Raw genomic sequence first — 20,199 nt, forward strand, 5'->3', positions numbered from 1 at the left:
GAACGTGTTTCAGTTTGTCGAAGGAGACATCTGGTGGTAAACCCGAGCACCGAACACGCCGGCCCTGTGACGGGTGCCCGGCCGAACCTGCCGGACGGGTTCGACGTTACCGACCCAGCTATCTACGCCGAGCGAATTCCGGCCGAGGAGTTTGCCGAGCTGCGTCGTACGGCCCCGATCTGGTGGAACGAGCAGTCGCCCGAGGTGGGCGGGTTCCATGACGATGGCTTCTGGGTGGTGAGCAAGCACGCCGACGTCAAAGAGGTGTCGCGCCGCAGCGATGTGTTCTCGACCTTCGAGAACACCGCCATCCCGCGCTTCAACGACGACATTCAGCGCGAGCAGATCGAACTGCAGCGCTTCGTCCTGTTGAACAAGGACGCCCCCGAACACACCAAGCTGCGCAAGCTGATCGCCAAGGGCTTCACCCCGCGCGCGATCAACGGCCTGCGCGCCGAACTCTCGGCACGTGCCGAAGGCATTGTGAAGCGAGCCCTCGAGTCCGGCAGCGGTGACTTCGTCACCCAGGTGGCATGTGAGCTGCCGCTGCAGGCGATCGCCGAACTGATCGGTGTGCCGCAGGAGGACCGGATGAAGGTCTTCGACTGGTCCAACGACATGACCAGCTACGACGATCCGGACAGCACTGCCGATCCGGTCGCCGCCTCGATGGAGATCCTCGGCTACGCCTACCAGATGGCCGAGGCCAGGAAGGCCTGTCCGGCCGACGACCTGGTGACCACGCTGATCGAGGCCGACGTCGACGGTGAGCATCTCACGCCGGAGGAGTTCGGCTTCTTCGTGATCGTCCTGGCTGTCGCGGGCAACGAGACGACCCGCAACGCCATCACCCACGGCATGATCGCCTTCATGGAGAACCCCGATCAGTGGGAGTTGTTCAAGAAGGAGCGCCCCGCCACCGCGGCCGACGAGATCATCCGCTGGGCGACTCCGGTGACCTCCTTCCAGCGCACCGCACTCGCGGACACCGAACTCGGCGGCGTGCAGATCAAGAAGGGCCAGCGGCTGGTGATGCTGTACCGCTCGGCAAACTTCGATGAGGACGTGTTCGAGAACCCGGAGACGTTCGACATCACCCGCGCCGACAACCAGCACCTGGCCTTCGGTGGCACCGGCGCCCACTTCTGCGTCGGCGCGAACCTGGCTCGGCTCGAGGTCGATCTGATCTTCAACGCGATTGCTGATCATCTGCCCGATATCACGCAAATCGGTGATCCGAAGCGTCTGCGTTCGGGTTGGCTCAATGGGATCAAGGAGCTGCCGGTCGATTACAAGCCCGCCGGCTGCCCCGTCGCGCACTGAGTCGCTGACAACGAGAACAGCCCGGGACCGAAAGGTCCCGGGCTGTTCTCGCGTTTTACCGCTATCCGACGGGCCGCGTGGTCGCGACCGCGCGGTCGACTTCCCAGAAGGCGCGCAAAGCGGCGATCTTTCCGTCGGCGTCGACCTTGTAGGTGAACACGCCCTCGGCGTCGATGACATGGCCTGCCATGGTGGTGCGGATCAGGCCGGTGAAGGCGATTTCGTTCCCGCAGGCGAAAGAGTCCTCGAAACGGAATTCGATGGATTCGGTGAGGGCGATGGCCTTGTCCCAGAAGGCGCCGATGGCCTCGTGGCCGCGGTGGCCGACGCCCTCGGGATCGAAACCCGAAGGACCGACCGGATCTTCGACGATGCCGTCCTCGGCGAACAGGGCGACCCAGGCCGCCCGGTCCTTCGCTTTGACGGCGGCCTGAGACGCCAGGCCCGCGGCACGGGCGGTGCGTTCGATGGTGGTCATGGGTGCACCTTCGCGATGATGGGGTCGGCGATGTACTTCTCGGCGAACTTGCGCAGCGAGTCCTGCTTGGCCGCCAGCTCGCCGTCGAACCCGATGCCGTCGGACAGCCACGGCACCACGATGTTGTCGGTGACGCCCGCGTCGGCCAGGTCCTGATAGCCGTCGCGGCCGAACTTGTCGATGCAGACGGATTGGATCTCGAACGGCTCCTCGGACCGGCCGTATTCGGCACGCAGGTCGCGCAGTGTGCCGATGGTGGTGACCAGGTCGTCGAACTTCATCATCGCCGAGGTCCAGCCGTCACCGATGCGGGCGGCCCGGCGCAGCGCCGGACCGGTGTGCCCGCCGATGTAGAACGGCACCCGCTCGCTCGGCGCCGGGCTCATCTGCAGCTGGTCGAAATCGAAGAACTCGCCGTGGAATTCGACCATGCCGCCGTCGAGGACGAGCCGGATGACCTCGATCATCTCGTCGACCCGCGCGCCGCGGCGCGCGTAGGGGACGCCGCACCATTCGAATTCCTCAGGCGCCCAACCGATCCCGATGCCGAAGCCGAACCGGTTGCCCGACAGGTTGGCGATCGAGCCGACCTGTCGGGCCAGCAGCAGCGGATTGCGCGAGCCGAGTTTGAGGACATTGGTGTAGAAGCGCAGGTTCGTGGTGACCGCCGCCATGGACGCGGCGGCGATCAGCGGGTCCACCCACGGAGTCTCCGGGCCCCAGAAGCGGCTGCCGTCCGGGGTGTACGGGTAGTCGGCGGCCTGCGACTTCATGTAGAACAGCGAGTCGGGCAGGCCGATGGAGGTGAACCCGCATTCCTCGGCCGTCTTGGCCAGCTCGGTGAGCTGGTCCAAGGGGCTCAGTGCGACACCGAGGGTGAACTTCATGCCGGACGCTCGCTTCCCACGACCCACATCGAGAAGTACTGGGAACCACCGCCGTACGCGTGACCGAGGGCCTTGCGCGCATTCGGCACCTGGCACGCGCCCGCGCGGCCCATCACCTGCTTGGCCGCTTCGGCGAACCGGATCAGGCCCGAGGCGCCGATCGGGTTGGACGAGAGGACGCCGCCCGACGGGTTCACCGGAATGCGTCCGCCGATCTCCGTCTCACCCTTGTCGGTGAGTTTCCAGCCGTCGCCCTCGGCCGCGAAGCCGAGATTCTCGAGCCACATCGGCTCGAACCAGGAGAACGGCACGTAGATCTCGGCGACGTCGATCTCTTCCAGGGGATCGGTGATCCCGGCCGCCTTCCACAGCGCGGCGGCCGCGTCCCGGCCCGCCTGCGGATTCACCTGGTCGCGACCGGAGAAGGTCGTCGGCTCGGTGCGCATCGCGGTGCCGTGTACCCAGGCCACCTTCTTGCCCTCGGCTTCGACCACCGCGGCGGCCTCGGCATCGCCGATCACCACGGCGCACGCGCCGTCCGACGACGGGCAGGTCTCATCGAAACGGATGGGGTCCCAGAGCATTTGGGATGCCAGTACCGACTCGAGGGTGATATCGGGCTGATGCAGGTGCGCGAGCGGGTTCTTCGCGCCGTTGCGTCGATCCTTCACCGCCACCATCGCACCGATGTGCAGTGGTGCGTTCGAGCGACGGATGTAGGAGCGCACGTGGGGGGCGAAGTAGCCGCCGGCGCCCGCGCCGACCGGCATGGTGAACGGCACCGGAATGGACAACGCCCACATGGCGTTCGACTCCGACTGCTTCTCCCAGGCGACGGCGAGGACGCGCTTGTGCACCCCACCCTGCACCAGGTTGGCGGCGACGACGCCGGTCGAGCCGCCGACCGAGCCCGCGGTGTGCACGCGGATCAACGGCTTGCCCGCGGCGCCGAGCGCCTCGGCCATGTACAGCTCGGGCATCATGACGCCCTCGAAGAAGTCGGGGGCCTTGCCGACCACGACAGCGTCGATGTCGGCGATGGTCAGACCCGCGTCATCGAGTGCGCGATCGATGGCCTCACGGCACATGCCCGACATGGACACGTCCGTACGTTTTGTCACGTGATGAGTTTGGCCGGTGCCGAGCACCGCTGCGGGGAAGCTCACTGGACCTCCATGACGGCGACCAGATTCTGTTGCAGCGCAGGGCCGCTGGTCGCATGAGCGAGGGTCCGGTTCGCGGTGCCGGACATGATGGCTTGGGCGGCGCTGCCGATTCGTTCGAGACCCGCCGCGAACATCGGGTTGGCGGCGAGGGCGCCACCGGAGGGGTTGATGCGGGTGTCCGCGGACAGCCCGATCGCTTCCGCGAGGATCAACTGCTGGTGACTGAACGGCGCGTGCAGCTCGGCGATGTCGAAGGCGGTGTTGCCGCCGGTCGCCACCGCGGCCGCCTTGGTGGTGGAGGGAGAGCGGGTCAGATCGCGACCGCCCAGTGCCTGGGCGTCGATGTTATGTGCGATTCCGGTGATCCACGCGGGACGCTCGCAGAGCTCCCGCGCCCGATCGCCGACCGCGAGCACGATCGCGGCCGCGCCGTCGGTGATCGGCGCGATGTCGTGGGCGCGCAGTGGGTCGGCCACATAGGGTGCGCCGAGGTCACCGCCCGCGACCGCCGCCATGTCCTGCTCGGTCCACCGGCCGGAATCCAGACCGGCACGCGCCTGCAAACCCGCGATCGAGACCGCGTCGGGCCACATCGGCGCGACCAGGTAGGGGTCGAGCTGCATGGTCAGCACCTGGCGCAGCGTGCCGGCCGACGACTTGCCGAAGCCGTACACGAGCGCGGTCTGCGCCTGTCCGGAACGCAGCTTCACCCACGCTTCGTAGAGGGCCCATGCGGCGTCCATCTCCACGTGCGACTCGTTGATCGGCGGGACGGCGCCGATCGCATCGATCGCCGAGATGAACGAGAACGCACGTCCGGCAAGGAAATCGGAGGACCCCGAGCACCAGAAGTCGATATCGGACTTGGTGATGCCGAGGTCGGCGTAGAGCTGCTGGAAGCACGGCACGAGCATCTCGACGCCGTTGGTGGTGCCGTGGGTTTCGGGTACGTGTGGTGCGTGGGCGAAGCCCACCACCGCGATCTCGGGCAGGCTCGCGTCGCCGCCGGAGGATGCTGATGTGGTCAACGTCGCCTCTCTAGAGGTGGTGCTGGTAGGACTCGTAGGGAGCGTCGGGCTCCCCGGTGGGCCGGAAGTGGTCGATATTGGCCAGCGTGTGGCCCCACTCCTCGCGGGGCTTCCACACCGCCTCGACCTGCATGCCCATCCGCACCTCATCGGCCTCGCAGCCGAGGATCAGGTGCAGGACCGGGATGTCGGCGCCGTCGAGGAGCACATAGGCGGCCACATACGGCGGCTTGATCCGCTGGCCGAGGAACGGCACATTGACGATGCAGAAGGTGGTCACCGTGCCCTTGTCGGACAGCTCGACCAGGTCGTCGGTGGGCCTGCCGTCGGTCGGGTTGGCCCCGCGCGGCGGGAAGTACACCCGCCCGCCCGCTTCGGAGCGGCCGCCGATGAGCTTGCCTTCGGCCAGCCCGCGCAGATAGACGCTCTCCTGGGGAGAGGCTGTGTGCTTGTAGTCGAGGTCGACAGGCGTGGTCAGGATGGTGATCGGTGTTTGTTCGGAGTAGTCGGCGGGGCTGGTGCGCTCGCCGGGTTCGAAGCAGGCGATGTCCTGGATGCGGCCGGTGCGCTCGTCGGCCCAGCGGGCGCTGACCCGCATTCCGGTGCTGAGTTGTCCGGGTTCGGCCACATCGAGGGCGTGCAGCAACGCCGTGTCGGCGCCGTCGAGCTGGATCAGCGCCCACGCGAACGGACGGTCGAACGGCTGGCCGGGCAACGGCTCGGACACCCACGTCCAGGACGTGACGGTGCCGGTCGCCGCGACCTCGACCAGTTCGGCCAGCGGCGCGCTGGTGTGTGGATCGTATTCGGGCGGTGGCACGAGTATTCGCCCGTCGCTGCCGCGCGCGCCGAGTATCCGGCGTTCGCGCAGTCCGGTCAGAAAAGCGCCGATGATGGGTCCGACGGACCTGGTGTAGTCGAATCGCACCCTCAGGGGTGCACTCAATACTTCCACTGCGGTATTCCCCTGGGTCACGATATCGAGTAGAACAGGTTCTTATTCTGCTCGCAAGGATTCGCCGAAAGGGCGCCGATCATGAAATTCGGATTGCAACTCGGATACTGGGGTGCGCAGCCGCCCGCCAACGCAGGCGAGCTGGTGGTCGCGGCCGAGGAAACCGGCTTCGACGCGGTGTTCGCGGCCGAGTCCTGGGGCTCGGACGCCTTCACCCCACTGGCCTGGTGGGGCTCGTCCACCGAGCGCGTGCGGCTGGGCACCTCGGTCGCCCAGATGTCGGCCCGCACCCCCGCGGCGGCCGCGATGCACGCGCTCACGCTGGATCACCTCAGCGGTGGCCGGGCCATCCTCGGCCTCGGCGTCTCCGGTCCGCAGGTGGTGGAGGGCTGGTACGGACAGCCCTTCGCGCAGCCGCTGCGGCGCACACGGGAGTACGTCGACATCGTGCGCAAGGTGCTGGCCCGCGAGGCGCCGGTGACGTCGGACGGCAAGCACTACACCCTGCCGTACACGGGCCCCGCCGCGACCGGGCTCGGCAAAGCGCTCAAGCCGATCGTGCATCCGCTGCGCGCTGATCTGCCGATCTGGCTGGGTGCGGAGGGTCCGAAGAACGTCGCGCAGACCGCTGAGATCGCCGACGGCTGGCTCGCGATCTACTACGCACCCCGACTGGCCGGGATGTACAACGAGTGGCTCGACGAGGGCTTCGCGCGCCCAGGCGCCCGTCGCTCGCGCGCGGATTTCGAGATCGCGGCGAGCGCGCAGGTGGTGATCACCGACGATCCGGCGGCGGAAATCGAGCGGATGCGCTGGGTGAGCGCGCTCTACATCGGCGGCATGGGTGCGCCCGAGTTGAACTTCCACGCTCAGGTGTACAAGCGGATGGGCTACGGCGCCGAGGTCGACGAGATCTCCGCGCTGTTCCAGGCGGGACGCAAGGCCGAGGCCGCGGCGGCGGTGCCCGACGAGCTGATCACCGACACCGCGATCTTCGGCGACGAGGCCCATGTCCGCTCCCGGTTGAAGGAATGGGAGGACGCGGGCGTGACGATGATGCTGATCTCGGTGTCGGATGCCGAACAAATGCGTCGGCTCCAACCTCTTGTCACCATGTAGAACACGTTCTAAATTCGAAGGGTGAGCCAGCAGACAACGGAAGTCCTCGGACTGTGGAATATCGCCGAGGCCGATCCCGAACGGATCGCCCTCGTCGACCCGGACGGTAGAGAGATCAGCTATCGAGAGTTGGCCACCCTCGCCAACCGGTACGCCAACGGGCTACGCGGCATCGGATTGCGCACCGGCGACGTGGTGGTCAGCATGCTGCACAACGGGGTCGAGGCGATCGCCGCGTACTTCGCCGCCTACCAAGCCGGTTTCTATATCGTCGCGGTGAACTGGCACCTCACCGCGCCGGAGATCGCCTACATCCTCGGCGACAGCGAGGCATCGGCGTTCCTGGCCAGTGAAAGGTTCGCCGACACCGCGGCCGAAGCCGCCGACCTCGCGGAACTCTCCGCCGATGCCCGCTTCTCGGCGGGCACGATCCCCGGGTTCCGGCCGGTGTCGTGGCTCGGTGCCGCCGACACCGGTCGTCCGGACGAGCGGTCCATCGGCGCGCCGATGCTCTACACCTCGGGCACCACCGGTCGGCCCAAGGGCGTTCGCCGCCCGCTGACCGGCGCGGATCCCGATGTCGTTCCCGCGGCGAACCAGGCCTACTTCAGCCTGTTCGGCCTCGGTCCCTACGACGATCACGTGCACATCTGCGGCTCGCCGCTCTACCACACGGCCGTGCTGAACAACTCGACTATCTCGATCCAGATGGGGCACAAGCTCGTGCTGATGGATCGCTGGGACGCCGAGGGCATGCTCGCGCTGATCGAGAAGTACAAGGTCACCCACAGTCACATGGTGCCCACGCAGTTCAACCGGCTGCTGGCCCTGCCCGACGAGGTGCGGGCCCGCTACGACATGTCCTCGCTGCGCAGCATGATCCACGGTGCGGCGCCGTGCCCGCCGGACACCAAGCGACGCATGCTCGAGTGGTGGGGACCGGTCGTCACCGAGTACTACGCCGCGACCGAGGGCGGCGGCACGGTGATCACCGGCGCCGAGTGGCTGGAAAAGCCGGGCTCGGTGGGCAAGGCGTGGCCGTGGTCGGTGGTGAAGGTGCTCGACGAGCAGGACGGCACCGAACTGCCCGCGGGCAAAGAGGGCCTGATCTACATGAAGATGGGCGCGTCCAGCTTCGAGTATCACAAGGCCAAGGAGAAGACCGAGGAGTCGCGCGTCGGTGAGATGTTCACCGTCGGCGACATCGGCTACTTCGATGAGGACGGCTACCTGTTCCTGTGTGACCGTCGCTCCGACCTGATCCTGTCCGGCGGGGTGAACATCTACCCGGCCGAGATCGAGGGCGTGCTGATGAGCCACCCGAAGATCGCCGACGTGGCGGTTCTCGGTGTGCCCGACCCGGATTGGGGTCAGCAGGTGAAGGCGTTCGTGCAACCGGTGCCCGGCACCGAGGGCAGCGACGAACTCGCCACCGACATCCTCGAATTCGCCGCGAGTCAGCTCGCGAAGTACAAGCTGCCCCGCACGGTGGAATACCGCGCGGAGCTGCCTCGCGATCCCAACGGAAAGCTGTACAAGCGTCGCCTGCTGTGAAAACCGTTCCCGCTCAGACGGGCTCGCGCCACTCCGGCTCGAGCCCGAAGAGCGGGAACAGGCGCTGGGTGTCGAGGAAGAAGTTGAGGCCGGCGATGGTGTCGCCCTCGAGTTCGAGCACCGTGATCGACCACGGCACCCAGACGCCGGGCTCCTCGCTCGGCTTGTAGTGGCCGAAGGCGGGCGAACCGTTGGCGCCGCCCAGCGGCACCATCCGCGAATCGCGGCACGCGCTGCCCGTGCTGAGCATGAACGCGGCCACGTTCTCCGGGCCCGAGATCCACAGATCGAACGGCGGCATCGACAGCGCCACATCGGCTTTGAGCAGGGTGGTGAGCGCGTCCATGTCGTAGGCCTCGAACGCCTTGACGAAATCGTCGATCAGTTTGCGCTGATCCGGATCGGTCTCGTCGAAGCTGTCGGACACGGTCGGCTGCACCTTCGACATGGTGGCCCTGGCTCGCTGGAGCGCGCTGTTCACCGACGCCGGCGACATCATCAGCGCCTCGGCGGTCTCGCCCGCCGAGAAGCGCAGCACCTCGCGCATGATCAGGATCGCGCGCTGGGTGGCGGGCAGGTGCTGGCAGGCCGCGACGAAGGCCAGGCGCAGCGTGTCCCTGGTGGAGGCGTGGTCGGCCGGGTCGGCGCCGAAGGCCAGCGCGTTCGGGATCGGCTCGATCCACACGTAATCGGGCTGGGGCATGGGCAGCGGTGAATCCGGGCGGCCGGGCCCGTTGAGATCCATCGGTCTGGCGCGACTCTGTGGACGGTCGAGCATGTCCAGACAGATATTGGTGGCGATCTTGTAGAGCCACGAGCGCAGACTCGCACGGCCCTCGAAGGAATCGTAGGAGCGCCAGGCGCGGGTGAAGGTTTCCTGCACCGCGTCTTCGGCCTCGAACGAGGAGCCGAGCATGCGGTAGGCATACGCGCACAACTCGCGCCGATGCGTCTCGAATTCGGCGAGTACAGCGGGATCTGGGCCGGTGGTGGCGGTTGTGGCGTCGCTCATAGTTTCACGATGCCACAGGGGTCCGACAGCCGACAGGGGCGAAAACGGACTATCGCGATTTCGCGAACTTCGCGCCGATGCGATGAATCCGCGTCGACCGCCACGTCTACATGTTCGAGACCGCAACGACGCCCCGAAAGGCTGATCCCATGAGCAACAAGATGATCTTCATCAACCTCCCCGTCGCCGACCTCGACCGCTCCAAAGGCTTCTACGAGGCGCTCGGCTGGAAGGTGAACGAGGACTTCACCGATCAGAACGCGGCCTGCATCGTCGTCGACGACAACATCTGCCTGATGCTGCTGACCAAGGACTTCTTCACCACGTTCAGCAAGCGCCCGATCGCGAACACGGCGGGCCAGATCGGTGCCGCCTACGCCCTGTCGCTGGGGAGCGCGGCCGAGGTCGACGTGCTCACCGACGCGGCGGTGGCGGCGGGCGGCACCGAGGAGACCAACGACGACAAGAAGGCCCAGGAGGCCCAGGTCGGCATGCACGGCCGCACCTTCATCGACCCCGACGGCCACCAGTGGGAGCCGTTCTACATGGATTACCCGGGCGCGTAAGCACCCCAGCCGACCAGGGCGCGGGGCCTCGAGCCCGGCGCCCTAGTGGCGTTCAGGAACCGGTGAAATTCGGCTTGCGCTTCTCGGCGAAGGCTCGTGGCCCTTCCTTGGCGTCGGCCGATTTGAACACCTCGATGCCGATCTTCGCCTCGATGGGGAACGCCTCGTTCTCCGGCATGGCCTCGGTTTCGCGCAGGGTGCGCAGCATCGCCTGGACGGCGAGCGGGCCGTTGTCGGCGATCTGGCCGGCCAGCGCCATGGCCTTGTCGAGGGCGGTTCCGTCGGGGACCACATGGCCGATCAGGCCGATATCCTTGGCCTCGGCAGCGGTGATATGCCGACCGGTCAGCAGCAGATCAGCGGCCACCGTGTACGGGATCTGCCGGGCCAGCCGCACCGCGGAACCACCCAGCGGGAACAGGCCCCAACGGGCCTCGGAGACGCCGAACTTGGCGCTTTCCCCAGCCACGCGCAGGTCGGTGCCCTGCAGGATCTCGGTGCCACCGGCGATGGCAGGGCCCTCGACTGCCGCGATCAGCGGCTTGGCCAGTCGCCGCCCCTTCAGCAGCGCGGGAAGGTAGGCCGGGTCCCAGGCGCCGCTGGAGGCGGTGTCCCCCGGATGCTGCGAGCTCATCGCCTTCAGATCCATCCCCGCACAGAAGGCCCCGCCCGCACCGGTGAGGATCGCGACGCGGATATCGGGATCGCTGTCCACCTGGTCCCAGGCGTCGCGCATGATCGCCATCATCTCGCCGGACAGGGCGTTGCGCGCCTCCGGCCGGTTCATGGTGACGATGAGGACATGGTCGCGCTTCTCGACCAGGCAGTGGGCCATTTCGATACTCCTGACAAGTTGAGTCTTGTCAGAAACAGTAACACGTTCTATTTTTGTTCTTGTGAGCTACAACATAGCCGATCTCGTCGAACATGCCGTCGACTTGATGCCCGACCGGATCGTGCTGGTCGGCGAACATCGAGAGTCGACCTACGCCGAACTGGAGGAGCGGGCCAACAAGTTGGCCCATTACCTGCTGGAACAGGGTGTGCGTCCCGGCGACAAGGTCGGAATCTATTCCAGGAACACCGTCGAGGCCGTCGAAGCGATGGTGGCCGTCTTCAAGGCGCGGGCGGTGATGATCAACGTCAACTTCCGCTACGTCGAGAACGAGTTACTGCACATCTTCGACAACTCCGACATGGTCGCGCTGATCCACGAGCGCCGCTACACCGACAAGGTGGCGGCGGTCCGGGAGAAGGTGCCGGCCCTGAAGACGGTGATCGTCGTCGATGACGGCACCGATGGCCCCACCGGCGCGGACACCGTGGAGTACGAAACGGCGCTCGCCGGCGCATCGGGTGAACGTGACTTCGGGGAGCGCTCGCCCGACGACATCTACATGCTCTACACCGGCGGCACCACCGGACTGCCCAAGGGCGTGATGTGGCGGCACGAGGATGTCTGGCGGGTACTCGGCGCCGGCATCAACTTCGTCACCGGCGAGTACACCAAGGACGAATGGGAGCTGGCCAAGATCGGCGCGGCCAACCCGCAGATGGTGCGCTTCCCGATTCCGCCGATGATCCACGGCGGCTCGCAGTGGGCCACCTTCCACAGCCTGTTCGGCGGTGGCAAGGCCGTGATGATCCCCGAGTTCAGCGGGCACGGTGTGTGGCAGGCCGTCGACAAGCACGGCATCAACCTGATCTTCATCACCGGTGACGCGATGGCGCGCCCGATGCTCGACGCCCTCGCCGAAGGCAACCCGGAAACCGGTGAGCCCTACGATCTTTCGACCCTGTACGTGCTGGCCAGCAGTGCGGCGCTGTTCTCGCCGTCGCTCAAGGACAAGTTCCTCGAGGTGCTGCCCAACCGGATGATCTCCGACTCCATCGGCTCCTCGGAGACCGGTTTCGGCGGCCTCTCCCTGGTCGCCAAGGGCGCCACCCACACCGGTGGTCCCCGGGTGAAGATCGACGCGGCCACCCAGGTGCTCGACGAGGAAGGCAATCCGGTCGAACCGGGTTCCGGCGTCGTCGGCCTGCTGGCCCGCAGCGGGCACATCCCGCTCGGTTACTACAAGGACGAGGTCAAGTCGGCCGCGACGTTCAAGGAGTTCAACGGCGTTCGCTTCGCGATCCCCGGTGACTACGCCCGCGTCGAGGAGGACGGCTCGGTCACCATGCTCGGCCGTGGTTCGGTGAGCATCAACAGCGGTGGCGAGAAGATCTACCCCGAAGAGGTGGAGGGCGCCCTCAAGGCCCACCCCGAGATCTTCGACGCGCTGGTGGTCGGTGTCGAGGACGCGCGCTGGGGCCAGCGAGTCGTCGCCGTCGTCCAGTGCCGCGGCGAGAACCGCCCCACCCTGGCCGACCTGAAACCGGTACTGGCCCAAGAGATCGCGTCGTACAAGCAGCCACGCAGCCTGTGGTTCGTCGACGAGATCAAGCGCTCGCCCGCGGGCAAGCCGGACTACCGCTGGGCCAAGGCCCAGACCGACGAGCGTCCCGCCGACGAGCACGCGGAGGCCGGCTCGGCGTAGTACCCGCTCGACACGAAGAAGCCCGCCCGGCAGCGTCGCCGGGCGGGCCTTCGTCGTGTTCGGAATCGTCTGTGGGAAAGGGGTTTCCGGTCAGCGGTTGCCGAGTTCCGGGAGTTGGTAGGCCGGCCGGCCGCTGGCGGAGGCCATCGTGGGCATGCCGGATTCAGTCGGGGTCAGTGCTTCAGCGCGGCGGCGAGGCGGGACGCGATCTCGGGGACATCGACAACTGTGCCACTGGCGACATCGATCATGAGGTCGTAGGCGAGGTCTTCGTCGAGAGCGCTCGTGTCGATGCCGTTGTAGGCCAGGAAAACGATCGCGCCTGCGATGGCAAGGCGCTTGTTGCCGTCGACGAGTGGATGGTTTGCCGCAATCGAATGCAGGAGCGCTGCGGACTTCTGCCAGACGCCAGGGTAGGCGTCGGTGCCGAACACGGTGGTCGCCGGGCGCGCGGCCGCCGAGGCGAGCAGACCCGCGTCGCGTACGACGTACGGCCCTGCCACATCCTCGGCGATCGCTCGCAGGTCGGCGACGGTGAGGTAGTAGATCTCCGCTTCGCTCACTCAGCGAGCCTGTCGAGCAGGCTCCTGTGACGCTCGGCGAATTGTCGCGACAGTGCGCGGACTTGGCTGTCTGCGGTCTCTGCCATCGAAACCGGCACCACGGCTGCCACGCGGCGGCCATGGCGGGTCAAGTGCACGACGGTGCCGCCTTCGGCAGCCGCGATAACTTCGGCGAGACGCTCCCTGGCTTCACTTACCGGGAGCTCCCAGTTCTCGGGCGAGGGGGCTGCAGTCATGCCATGAATTGTACATCTTCACCGACAGTTCGTACGAACTGTCGGTGAAGGGACTAGCTCGCCAGTTCCGTTCGGCAGGTTCGCCGGACGGGGCGACTGCGTGAGCATCGTCAGCGGTTGCCGAGTTCGGAGAGTTGGTAGGCCAGCTTGCCGCGCACCGCGGGGATGCGGGTGAGTAGGCGGAAGGCGGTGTTGCGGGCGGTGCGTGCCGGGGCGGACTGGAGGGTGGCCATCGTGGTCATGCGGTCGGTGAAGGCTACGACGTCGAGGGCGATGGGCCTGCGGATCGTTTCGTAGGTGTCGAGTGTCGAATCCGGTTCGCCCGCCGTGACTTTCGCCAGCAGGGTGCCCAGAAGCGCCGCGTCCTGGATGCCGGTGTTCATGCCCTGGCCGCCCGCGGGGCTGTGGACGTGGACGGCGTCGCCCGCGAGGAGGACGCGGCCTGCCCGGTAGTGGTCGGCTACGCGGTGGTGGACCCGGAAGCGGGAACTCCACAGGACCTCGTCGACGCGGATCTCGCCTGCCGGGCCGCGGGTGTTCAGCAGGGTCTGGATGTCGGTGCGGGTGGGGTGTTCCGGTGCCTCGTCGACGGTGGCGACGACGCGGTAGCGGTTCTTCGCCTCGTCGGGGAGTGGCGCCACCACGGTGACGCCTTCGGGGGAGAGGTGCAGCGACACTTCCGAACGCGGAGTCGGCCAGCTCATGTGGACGTCGGCGAGGATGAACGAGGCCGGGTAGGTGTCGCCGGTGAACCCGATGCCCGCTTGTTCGCGCACGACGCTGTGCATGCCGTCGGCGCCGATGACGTAGTCGGCGCCGATCGTGCCTCGCCGGTCGTGCTCATCGGCGTATTCGACAGTTACGCTGTCGTTCTCATCGACGACCCGGGTGACGGTGAGCGGCCGGTGCACGGTGCCCCCGAGCTCGTGCAGTCGGTCGAGCAGCACCTGCTCGGTGACGTCCTGGGGCACCATCAGCGTGTACGGGAACGCGGTGGGGAGATCGCCGAACTCGATGGTGGCCAACGTCTTCGCGCCGTCGTGAAGCTTGAACGTCGGCACCTCGATTCCACGTTCGACGAGCGCGCTCGCGATGCCGAGCCCGTCGAGCACCTCGAGCGTCCTGGCGTGCACCACCGCGGCCCGGGAAGTGTTGGCGCCCTCGCCGAGTCGATCGATGAGCACATGGTCGACACCGGCTTCGGCGAGCACGATCGCGGCGGTGAGCCCCGCGGGCCCCGCGCCGACGATGACGACGGAAGTGGCTTCGGGCAGTGAGGTGGCGGCCATTTTCGACTCCTGGTCAACGCTTGTTTGCCAACGCTTGTAGGCATAACGGTAGACCCGGCTGCCGAGGAAAGTCAACAGCTGTTGGCCTACAATCGTTGACATGCCTGACCAGCAGACTCCCACCCGTCGCTCCGACGCGACGAAGGCCACCATCCTCGAGGCCGCTCGCGCCCGCTTCGCCGCCGACGGCTACGCCAAGGCCACCATCCGCGCGATCGCCGCCGACGCCGGGATCGATCCCTCGATGGTGATGCGCTATTTCGGCAGCAAAGACGGACTCTTCGCCGCCGCCGCCCAGATCGATCTGGACCTGCCCGACCTGAGTGCCGCCGACCCGAACACCATGGGCGAGCTGATGATCCGCCGCTTCCTCGAGATCTGGGAGGGCAACGACAACACGGTCCTGCTGATCCTGCTCCGCTCCTCGATCACCGACGAGGCGGTCGCGGCCCGCTTCCGCGAGATCTTCGCCGACCAGGTCCTCCCCGCGGTCCTGCGCTTCGGCACTCCCGCGGACGCACCCCGCCGGGCCGCCCTGATCGTCACCCAGCTCCTCGGCTTGGCCCTGTGCCGCTACGTTCTGCGGCTGCCCCCGGTCGTGGCGCTCGCGCCGCAACAGATCGTCACCGATATCGCCCCCACCTTGCAGAGGTACCTGACCTCAGCCGCCGACTGAAGGCCAGGGCAACCGGCGTACCAACGAACGCAGGCCCCGTACGGATATGTCCGTACGGGGCCTGCGTGGTGTGCGGGTTGCGCTAGCTCGCCAGCTCCGCGCCCAAGGCGAGCAGGTGCGGGGTGGCGCCGCCGAGGGCGAATTCGTTGTGCTTGGCGGCGGTGAAGTAGTTGTGGGTGATGTGGTCGCGGTCGATGCCGAGGCCGCCGTGGACGTGGACCACGGTGTGGGCCACCTTGTGACCCGCTTCGGCTGCCCAGAACTTGGCGATGTGGATGGCCTCGGCGGCGGGCAGGTCCTCCGAGAGACGCCAGGCGCCCTGGGTGACCGTGAGGCGAAGGCCGCCGATGTCGATGTAGGCGTCGGACAGGCGCTGGGCAACCGACTGGAACGAGCCGATCGGCTTGCCGAACTGTTCGCGGGTGCGGGTGTGCTCGGCGGTCAGCTCGAGCGCGCGCTCCAGCGTGCCGAGTTGCAGGGCCGACAGCCCGAGCCAGGCGTGTTCGCGCAACCAGGTGAGGATGTCGGCGCCTGCCTCGATGCTGCCGAGCAGCTCGGCCGGGGTGGCGGCGAGATCGACGGCGAACTCGGGGCTCAGGTCGACGATCTGCTGGGCGGTGCGGGTGACCGAAGCGTGCTCCGGATCGATCACGAAGACGCCGACACCGGTGGAAGTGATGGCGGGCACCAGGATTCGTTCGGCGCGATCGGCGACGGCGACGGTGGTCGCGGTGCCGGTCAGCTTCCACGCGGCGCCTGCGGCCTCGGCGACGATCCCGGGCGCGTCGGTGGTGGCGCGCAGTTCCTCGGCGAGAGCGGCGGTCAGCACGATCTCACCGGCGCCTGCCCGAGCCGCCAGCTGCTGCTGGTCGGCATTGCCGAACTTCGCCAGCGCGCCGGCGCCGAGAACGATCGACCACAGGTAGGGCACCGCGGCGACGACACGGCCGAGTTCACGCAGGATCGCGGTCTGCTCGAGCATGCCGAAATCGCTGCCGCCCAGGGCTTCCGGCAGCGCGGCGGCCAGCACGCCGGTCTCGGCGAGCGACTTCCAGAGCTGTTCGTCGAACCGGTCGGCGGTGTCGAGTTCGCGCAGACGATCGGCGGTGACCAGCTTGGCGCAGATCTCGCCGGTCAGCCGGGCGAGATCGGTCTGGGCTTCGGTGGGAGTGAAATCCATGGGGAGATACCGGCTTTCGGGATCAGCGGGCGGACGCGGGCTGGCGCAGGGCGGTCATGGCGATGATGTCGCGCTGGACCTCGTTGGTGCCGCCGCCGAAGGTGAGAATCAGTGCGGCGCGGTGCATCCGCTCGAGCCGGCCGAGCAGAGCGGCGCCGGGGGAGTCCTGGCGCAGGTAGGCGTGCGGGCCGACGACCTCCATCAGCAGGCGGTAGGCCTCGGTGGAGAGCTCGGTGCCGTAGACCTTGCAGGCGGAGGCGTCCCACGGCTTCGGCGCGGCCTCGCCGCCCAGGTCGGCGCTGCTGGCGATCTCCCAGTTCAGCAGCTTGAGGTATTCGACCTTGGCGTGCACCCGAGCCAGGTTGAGCCGGGCCCATTCCTGGTCGATCACGCGCTTGCCGCTGGGCAGGGTGGTTTCCCGTGCCCACTCCACGGTCTGCGCGACCGCGAGGCTCAGCGGACCCGCCGAGGTGAGGGCGACACGCTCGTGATTGAGCTGATTGGTGATCAGCGACCAGCCACCGTTCTCCGGGCCTACCACCGACGAGACGGGCACCCGCACGTCCTGGTAGTAGGTGGCGCTGGTGTCGGGCCCGGCCATCGTGTGCACCGGCGTCCAGGAGAACCCGTCGGCGTCGGTCGGCACGATGAGCATCGTGATGCCCTTGTGCTTCTTGGCGGTCGGATCGGTGCGCACGGCCAGCCAGATGTAGTCGGCGTAGGCGATGAGGCTGGTCCACATCTTCTGGCCGTTGATGACGAAGTCGTCGCCGTCGCGCACCGCGGTGGTCCGCAGCGAAGCCAGGTCGGTACCGGCGCCCGGCTCGGAGTAGCCGATGGCGAAGTGCAGCTCACCGGAGGCGATCTTGGGCAGGAAGAACTTCTTCTGCTCCTCGGTGCCGTACTGCATGATGGTCGGCGCCACGGAATTGAGCGTCAGGAAGGGGACGGGCGCGCCCGCGATGGCCGCTTCCTCGACGAAGATCAGCTGATCCATCGTGGTGCGGTCCTGGCCGCCGTACTCCTTGGGCCAGCTCAGGGTGAGCCAGCCGTCGCGGCCCATCTCGCGCACGACCTCGCGGTAGACGTTGCCGGAGCCGTATTCGCCGGTCGTCATGCTCAGCGCCGCGCGGCGTTCCGGCGTCATCAGCTTCGCGAAATATTCGCGCAGCTCGGCGCGCAATTCTTCCTGCTGCGGCGTATACGCGACGCGCATGCTTCCTACCTCGGTGTCGAGCTGAAAGGGCGGGTGGCGGGGCGCAGGGGGTGAGCCCCGCCGAAACCGATCATTGCATATGAACTGGAACATGTTCCAGTATTGATGGTGATTCGGTGCCTGTTCCGCTTCGGTGGCCGGGCTGTCTGGGTTAGTGTCGCGAAGACCGTGTGGAAGGAAGTTCTCATGAAGATCATCGTCGATTTCGACCGGTGTGAAGCGAACGGCGTCTGTGTAGGAATCGCCCCTGACATGTTCGAACTTGATGACGACGACATGTTGACCGTCGCCGAGGGCGATGTGGCACCCGATCGTCTCGCCGACGCGGAGGAGGCCGTGGCGCAGTGTCCCAAGGCTGCGCTGAGGTTGGCGTGATCCGCTCTTGTCGGATGGTGGAACACGTTCTAGAGTCGGCCGAATGAGTGTGACGCAGATTTCATTGGAGGGCCGGGTCGCCATCGTGACCGGTGCGGGCGCGGGGCTCGGTAGAGCCGAAGCTCTCGCGCTGGCGTCGGCCGGTGCGGCGGTGGTCGTCAATGACCTGACCGAGGACGCGGCGGCCGAGACCATCGCCGCCATCCGCGAGCTCGGTGGCAAGGCGGAATTCGTCGGCGGCTCCATCGCCGAGCGCTCGACGGCCGACGCGCTCGTCTCGACCGCGCAGGAATCGCTGGGCGGGCTCGACATCGTCGTCAACAACGCGGGCATCACCCGTGACCGCATGCTGTTCAACATGTCCGACGAGGACTGGGACGCGGTGATCGCGGTGCACCTGCGCGGACACTTCCTGCTCACCCGCAACGCGGCCGCCTACTGGCGCGCGGCGTCCAAAGCGGCGGGCGAGCCGGTCTACGGCCGATTGGTCAACACCTCCTCGGAGGCGGGCCTGCTCGGACCGGAAGGCCAGGCGAACTACGGTGCGGCCAAGGCCGGCATCACCGTCCTCACGCTCACTGCGTCGCGCGTGCTGTCCAGGTACGGCGTGCGCGCCAACGCGATCTGCCCCCGGGCCAGGACCGCGATGACCGAGGCGGTCTTCGCCGACGCGCCCGAAGGCGCGGTCGACCCGCTGGCGCCCGAGCACGTGGCCAAGCTCGTGGCCTACCTCGCCTCGCCCGCCGCCGACGCGGTGAACGGTCAGGTCTTCGTCGTCTACGGTCCGATGGTGGCGCTGATGGCGGCGCCGACGGTCGAGCAGCGTTTCGATGCGGCGGGCGCCGAATGGTCCGAGGCCGACCTGGCCGCGACCCTCGGTGGCTACTTCGCAGAGCGCCCCGCGGATCACACCTTTTCGGCGCGCGACCTCCGCGATCTGGGCTGAGCGGTCCAGTCCACGGTTTGCCTGATGTTGGCCGGCCGCACACCCCGTCGGATTTGTCGCGCCTGTCGTGTTGATCACCAGTCCAGGTATTGGTAGACATGACCGTCGGGGTGTGTGCCGCCTCACAGGAAGGTCGCCGATTTGAATAAGTATCCGTTTCAGTTTTGACAGTGTTTTACGAGAAAAAGTCCTGCTCTGAGTCTACGAATATGGCAGACATTAGTAGGAACATGTTCTAGTCTTTGGGCAGTCTTCAGATCGGGGTGGCGGTGAAGTACGGGTACGCGGACACATCGGTCCGCCCGTCGAAAGAGGAGGATTCGGTATGAACAACCTCCTTGCTGTCCCGTTGCGGGCGGTCGGCGGATTCTTCGAACTCGGCGCGGAAGTGGCACGTGCCACCGTCCGCAAACCATTCCAGTGGCGTGAATTCGTCGACCAGGCCTGGTTCGTGGCTCGCGTCTCGATCGTGCCGACGCTGTTGGTCGCCATCCCGTTCACGGTGCTGGTGGTCTTCACGCTCAACATCCTGCTGCGCGAGATCGGCGCCGCCGACCTCAGTGGCGCGGCCGCCGCGTTCGGCGCCGTCACCCAGGTGGGACCGATCGTCACGGTGCTGATCGTGGCGGGCGCGGGCGCCACCGCGATCTGCGCCGACCTGGGCGCACGCACGATTCGCGAAGAGATCGACGCGATGAAGGTGCTCGGCATCGACCCGGTCAGCCGGCTGGTCGTGCCGCGCGTGTTCGCCTCGATGTTCGTGGCGCTGATGCTCAACAGCCTGGTGTGCACGATCGGCATCGCCGGCGGCTTCGTGTTCTCGGTCTTCCTCCAGGGCGTGAATCCCGGCGCGTTCGTCAACGGGATTCCGCTGCTGACGAATCTGTCCGAGCTGATCATCTCCGAAATCAAGGCGGGACTGTTCGGCCTGATCGCCGGAATGGTCGCCTGTTATCTCGGGCTCCAGGTCAAAGGCGGACCCAAGAGCGTCGGTGACGCGGTGAACCAAACAGTGGTATTCGCGTTCATGGCGCTGTTCGTGGTGAATGTCGTTGTCACCGCGATCGGCCTGAAATTCACGGTGCGGTGA

At 67.0% G+C, this 20,199-nt stretch carries 21 protein-coding genes; 9 read left to right on the forward strand and 12 right to left on the reverse strand.

The annotated features are described in order from the left end of the window. The first annotated feature begins 33 nt into the window (after positions 1–33). Positions 34–1,323 (forward strand): cytochrome P450, encoded by a 1,290-nt coding sequence (locus ACFVJ5_RS12335; protein ID WP_379220063.1) that lies wholly within the window; start codon positions 34–36, stop codon positions 1,321–1,323. Positions 1,324–1,384: 61 nt separating this feature from the next. Here ACFVJ5_RS12335 and ACFVJ5_RS12340 read toward each other — a convergent pair whose 3' ends face one another. Genes ACFVJ5_RS12340 through ACFVJ5_RS12360 form a run of 5 tightly spaced genes read right to left on the reverse strand, consistent with a single transcriptional unit; the run spans position 1,385 to position 5,858 of the window. Next, entirely contained in the window at positions 1,385–1,801 is a 417-nt protein-coding gene (locus tag ACFVJ5_RS12340) for a nuclear transport factor 2 family protein (protein ID WP_379220064.1), read from the reverse strand. Continuing rightward, positions 1,798–2,688: a TIGR03619 family F420-dependent LLM class oxidoreductase gene (locus ACFVJ5_RS12345; protein WP_379220065.1), complete on the reverse strand. Its 891-nt coding sequence runs from the start codon at positions 2,686–2,688 to the stop codon at positions 1,798–1,800. Before ACFVJ5_RS12345 ends, ACFVJ5_RS12340 begins: the two co-directional genes overlap by 4 nt. After that, positions 2,685–3,854, reverse strand: coding sequence for a thiolase domain-containing protein (locus ACFVJ5_RS12350; protein WP_379220066.1), 1,170 nt, complete (start codon positions 3,852–3,854; stop codon positions 2,685–2,687). Before ACFVJ5_RS12350 ends, ACFVJ5_RS12345 begins: the two co-directional genes overlap by 4 nt. Then, positions 3,851–4,846, reverse strand: a complete 996-nt coding sequence (locus ACFVJ5_RS12355; RefSeq protein ID WP_379220624.1) for a thiolase domain-containing protein — start codon at positions 4,844–4,846, stop codon at positions 3,851–3,853. The genes ACFVJ5_RS12350 and ACFVJ5_RS12355 overlap by 4 nt, the downstream gene beginning before the upstream one ends. Positions 4,847–4,892: 46 nt before the next feature. Next, the gene (locus ACFVJ5_RS12360; protein WP_379220067.1) at positions 4,893–5,858 is read right to left on the reverse strand and encodes a Zn-ribbon domain-containing OB-fold protein; all 966 of its coding nucleotides are present in this window, start codon (positions 5,856–5,858) and stop codon (positions 4,893–4,895) included. A gap of 60 nt (positions 5,859–5,918) precedes the next feature. Between ACFVJ5_RS12360 and ACFVJ5_RS12365 the strand changes: the two genes are divergently transcribed. Next, positions 5,919–6,956 carry an LLM class F420-dependent oxidoreductase gene (locus ACFVJ5_RS12365; RefSeq protein ID WP_379220068.1) on the forward strand — a complete coding sequence of 346 codons (1,038 nt, stop codon included), beginning with the start codon at positions 5,919–5,921 and terminating at the stop codon, positions 6,954–6,956. A gap of 21 nt (positions 6,957–6,977) precedes the next feature. Further along, entirely contained in the window at positions 6,978–8,510 is a 1,533-nt protein-coding gene (locus tag ACFVJ5_RS12370) for an acyl-CoA synthetase (RefSeq protein ID WP_379220069.1), read from the forward strand. A gap of 13 nt (positions 8,511–8,523) precedes the next feature. Here the strand turns inward: ACFVJ5_RS12370 and ACFVJ5_RS12375 are convergent, their stop codons facing one another. After that, complete coding sequence (locus ACFVJ5_RS12375; RefSeq protein WP_379220070.1) at positions 8,524–9,522, reverse strand: sigma-70 family RNA polymerase sigma factor; 999 nt, start codon at positions 9,520–9,522, stop codon at positions 8,524–8,526. Between the two features lie 149 nt (positions 9,523–9,671). Between ACFVJ5_RS12375 and ACFVJ5_RS12380 the strand changes: the two genes are divergently transcribed. After that, positions 9,672–10,088 carry a VOC family protein gene (locus ACFVJ5_RS12380; protein WP_379220071.1) on the forward strand — a complete coding sequence of 139 codons (417 nt, stop codon included), beginning with the start codon at positions 9,672–9,674 and terminating at the stop codon, positions 10,086–10,088. Positions 10,089–10,140: 52 nt separating this feature from the next. On the opposite strand, the gene ACFVJ5_RS12385 is transcribed toward ACFVJ5_RS12380, so the two are convergent. Next, complete coding sequence (locus ACFVJ5_RS12385; RefSeq protein ID WP_379220072.1) at positions 10,141–10,923, reverse strand: crotonase/enoyl-CoA hydratase family protein; 783 nt, start codon at positions 10,921–10,923, stop codon at positions 10,141–10,143. A 61-nt stretch (positions 10,924–10,984) separates the two neighbouring features. On the opposite strand from ACFVJ5_RS12385, the gene ACFVJ5_RS12390 reads away from it, so the two are divergent. Further along, on the forward strand, positions 10,985–12,628 hold the full coding sequence (locus ACFVJ5_RS12390) for an acyl-CoA synthetase (RefSeq protein ID WP_379220073.1): 1,644 nt from the start codon (positions 10,985–10,987) through the stop codon (positions 12,626–12,628). Between the two features lie 173 nt (positions 12,629–12,801). Here the strand turns inward: ACFVJ5_RS12390 and ACFVJ5_RS12395 are convergent, their stop codons facing one another. The 3 genes from ACFVJ5_RS12395 to ACFVJ5_RS12405 all read right to left on the reverse strand — a co-directional run bounded on the left by ACFVJ5_RS12395 (position 12,802) and on the right by ACFVJ5_RS12405 (position 14,716). Further along, a complete protein-coding gene (locus tag ACFVJ5_RS12395; protein ID WP_379220074.1) occupies positions 12,802–13,191 on the reverse strand; it encodes a type II toxin-antitoxin system death-on-curing family toxin in 390 nt (129 codons plus the stop codon). Continuing rightward, complete coding sequence (locus ACFVJ5_RS12400; RefSeq protein WP_379220075.1) at positions 13,188–13,427, reverse strand: type II toxin-antitoxin system Phd/YefM family antitoxin; 240 nt, start codon at positions 13,425–13,427, stop codon at positions 13,188–13,190. The genes ACFVJ5_RS12395 and ACFVJ5_RS12400 overlap by 4 nt, the downstream gene beginning before the upstream one ends. Before the next feature lie 110 nt (positions 13,428–13,537). Beyond that, entirely contained in the window at positions 13,538–14,716 is a 1,179-nt protein-coding gene (locus tag ACFVJ5_RS12405; RefSeq protein WP_379220076.1) for an FAD-dependent oxidoreductase, read from the reverse strand. Between the two features lie 100 nt (positions 14,717–14,816). Here ACFVJ5_RS12405 and ACFVJ5_RS12410 point away from each other — a divergent pair, with 100 nt between their 5' ends. After that, complete coding sequence (locus tag ACFVJ5_RS12410; protein WP_379220077.1) at positions 14,817–15,392, forward strand: TetR family transcriptional regulator; 576 nt, start codon at positions 14,817–14,819, stop codon at positions 15,390–15,392. Positions 15,393–15,474: 82 nt separating this feature from the next. On the opposite strand, the gene ACFVJ5_RS12415 is transcribed toward ACFVJ5_RS12410, so the two are convergent. Together ACFVJ5_RS12415 and ACFVJ5_RS12420 are read right to left on the reverse strand one after the other, a co-directional pair. Further along, a complete protein-coding gene (locus ACFVJ5_RS12415) occupies positions 15,475–16,572 on the reverse strand; it encodes an acyl-CoA dehydrogenase family protein (RefSeq protein WP_379220078.1) in 1,098 nt (365 codons plus the stop codon). A gap of 22 nt (positions 16,573–16,594) precedes the next feature. After that, entirely contained in the window at positions 16,595–17,788 is a 1,194-nt protein-coding gene (locus ACFVJ5_RS12420) for an acyl-CoA dehydrogenase family protein (protein ID WP_379220079.1), read from the reverse strand. A gap of 186 nt (positions 17,789–17,974) precedes the next feature. Here ACFVJ5_RS12420 and ACFVJ5_RS12425 point away from each other — a divergent pair, with 186 nt between their 5' ends. From ACFVJ5_RS12425 to ACFVJ5_RS12435, 3 genes are all read left to right on the forward strand, one after another. Then, positions 17,975–18,163, forward strand: a complete 189-nt coding sequence (locus tag ACFVJ5_RS12425) for a ferredoxin (RefSeq protein ID WP_056819344.1) — start codon at positions 17,975–17,977, stop codon at positions 18,161–18,163. Positions 18,164–18,206: 43 nt separating this feature from the next. After that, a complete protein-coding gene (locus ACFVJ5_RS12430; protein ID WP_379220080.1) occupies positions 18,207–19,109 on the forward strand; it encodes a 3-oxoacyl-ACP reductase in 903 nt (300 codons plus the stop codon). Between the two features lie 325 nt (positions 19,110–19,434). Continuing rightward, positions 19,435–20,199 (forward strand): MlaE family ABC transporter permease, encoded by a 765-nt coding sequence (locus ACFVJ5_RS12435; RefSeq protein ID WP_379220081.1) that lies wholly within the window; start codon positions 19,435–19,437, stop codon positions 20,197–20,199.

The sequence above is a fragment of the Nocardia sp. NPDC127606 genome (genome assembly GCF_042671725.1).
Lineage (GTDB): Bacteria > Actinomycetota > Actinomycetes > Mycobacteriales > Mycobacteriaceae > Nocardia.

What these genes read in the sequence shown, in the direction of transcription:
- ACFVJ5_RS12340 (WP_379220064.1), bottom strand. Translation starts at nt 1,801, where the DNA reads ATGACCACCATCGAACGCACCGCCCGTGCCGCGGGCCTGGCGTCTCAG.
- ACFVJ5_RS12345 (WP_379220065.1), bottom strand. Translation starts at nt 2,688, where the DNA reads ATGAAGTTCACCCTCGGTGTCGCACTGAGCCCCTTGGACCAGCTCACC.
- ACFVJ5_RS12365 (WP_379220068.1), top strand. Translation starts at nt 5,919, where the DNA reads ATGAAATTCGGATTGCAACTCGGATACTGGGGTGCGCAGCCGCCCGCC.
- ACFVJ5_RS12375 (WP_379220070.1), bottom strand. Translation starts at nt 9,522, where the DNA reads ATGAGCGACGCCACAACCGCCACCACCGGCCCAGATCCCGCTGTACTC.
- ACFVJ5_RS12380 (WP_379220071.1), top strand. Translation starts at nt 9,672, where the DNA reads ATGAGCAACAAGATGATCTTCATCAACCTCCCCGTCGCCGACCTCGAC.
- ACFVJ5_RS12385 (WP_379220072.1), bottom strand. Translation starts at nt 10,923, where the DNA reads ATGGCCCACTGCCTGGTCGAGAAGCGCGACCATGTCCTCATCGTCACC.
- ACFVJ5_RS12400 (WP_379220075.1), bottom strand. Translation starts at nt 13,427, where the DNA reads ATGACTGCAGCCCCCTCGCCCGAGAACTGGGAGCTCCCGGTAAGTGAA.
- ACFVJ5_RS12405 (WP_379220076.1), bottom strand. Translation starts at nt 14,716, where the DNA reads ATGGCCGCCACCTCACTGCCCGAAGCCACTTCCGTCGTCATCGTCGGC.
- ACFVJ5_RS12410 (WP_379220077.1), top strand. Translation starts at nt 14,817, where the DNA reads ATGCCTGACCAGCAGACTCCCACCCGTCGCTCCGACGCGACGAAGGCC.
- ACFVJ5_RS12415 (WP_379220078.1), bottom strand. Translation starts at nt 16,572, where the DNA reads ATGGATTTCACTCCCACCGAAGCCCAGACCGATCTCGCCCGGCTGACC.
- ACFVJ5_RS12420 (WP_379220079.1), bottom strand. Translation starts at nt 17,788, where the DNA reads ATGCGCGTCGCGTATACGCCGCAGCAGGAAGAATTGCGCGCCGAGCTG.
- ACFVJ5_RS12425 (WP_056819344.1), top strand. Translation starts at nt 17,975, where the DNA reads ATGAAGATCATCGTCGATTTCGACCGGTGTGAAGCGAACGGCGTCTGT.
- ACFVJ5_RS12430 (WP_379220080.1), top strand. Translation starts at nt 18,207, where the DNA reads ATGAGTGTGACGCAGATTTCATTGGAGGGCCGGGTCGCCATCGTGACC.
- ACFVJ5_RS12435 (WP_379220081.1), top strand. Translation starts at nt 19,435, where the DNA reads ATGAACAACCTCCTTGCTGTCCCGTTGCGGGCGGTCGGCGGATTCTTC.